Raw genomic sequence first — 881 nt, 5'->3', positions numbered from 1 at the left:
CTATCACTAACGTTAAATCGCTTCATGATGTTGATACTAAATGCCACTGCATCTTCGCTAAAGCTCGTTGCCATAAACCTTAAAGCCCAACCATCATTCAGGGCATAGTCAGCTCCAAGACCTACTCTGACTAACGTCGAACTGTCTTCAGACAAACCGGTACCGGCATCAACATTCAAGTCCGACAGGCCCAATGTGATAAACGGGTCCAAACCACAGTGTCGTTGACAGGCATCGTCTTTCGAGAATTCAAAGTGATACATACCACCTACCGAAAGGGCGCTATAGTCAACGTCCACCACCGCAGGGGTTAAGCTGGCGTTTTCTAACTCTGCTGAGCCCAGGTCCATGTAAGACAGATCAACTGACCAATGGTCGTTAAACTGATAGCCCGTAAATATCTGAAAGGCAGTCCCTTGCTCTTCAGATACTTCATACAACGACTGTTCGGTATTGGGCTCCAAATCACTGACACCAGCACCAATGCCAAAGTAGGCATTATTAGCCAACGCCTGACCAGAGACAGAAGCCCCCGCAAGCAGGTACAACATCGGGCGCACAGCGCGTACGTTCGCCTTACGGAATGCAAGCAGGCCAGACATTAACGACAGCCAAAGGAAGTTAAATGAACCCACGCCACCTTTGGAAACAACGACGTCCTTACTTTGGTCGTTTACAGAATCGATAATCGCCTGCAGCTCCTCAAGGCTATCCAGGGAAGCATCCGCATCCGCAATAGCTTCTTGATAGTAGGCAAGCTGGCTCGGATCGACACCTGTCAGGCCGATGATGCCGTTCAGAACATCCATGGTGACGCCACTTGCGTCATTGCCGTCAGCCGCCGCACTGATATCAGCCAGCAGTTCCTCGCTACAGTCACG

Annotated in this window: 1 protein-coding gene; it reads right to left on the bottom strand. The window is 50.3% G+C overall.

Translation table 11 applies throughout. The features are described 5' to 3' along the window. On the bottom strand, positions 1–881 hold an 881-nt coding region (locus tag J1C54_RS16350; protein WP_229150035.1), incomplete at both ends, for a porin family protein.

It is taken from the genome of Alcanivorax sp. 1008 (assembly GCF_020667895.1).
In the GTDB taxonomy this organism is placed as follows: Bacteria; Pseudomonadota; Gammaproteobacteria; order Pseudomonadales; family Alcanivoracaceae; genus PGZG01.
This window is presented reverse-complemented; position numbering and strand designations above follow the sequence as displayed.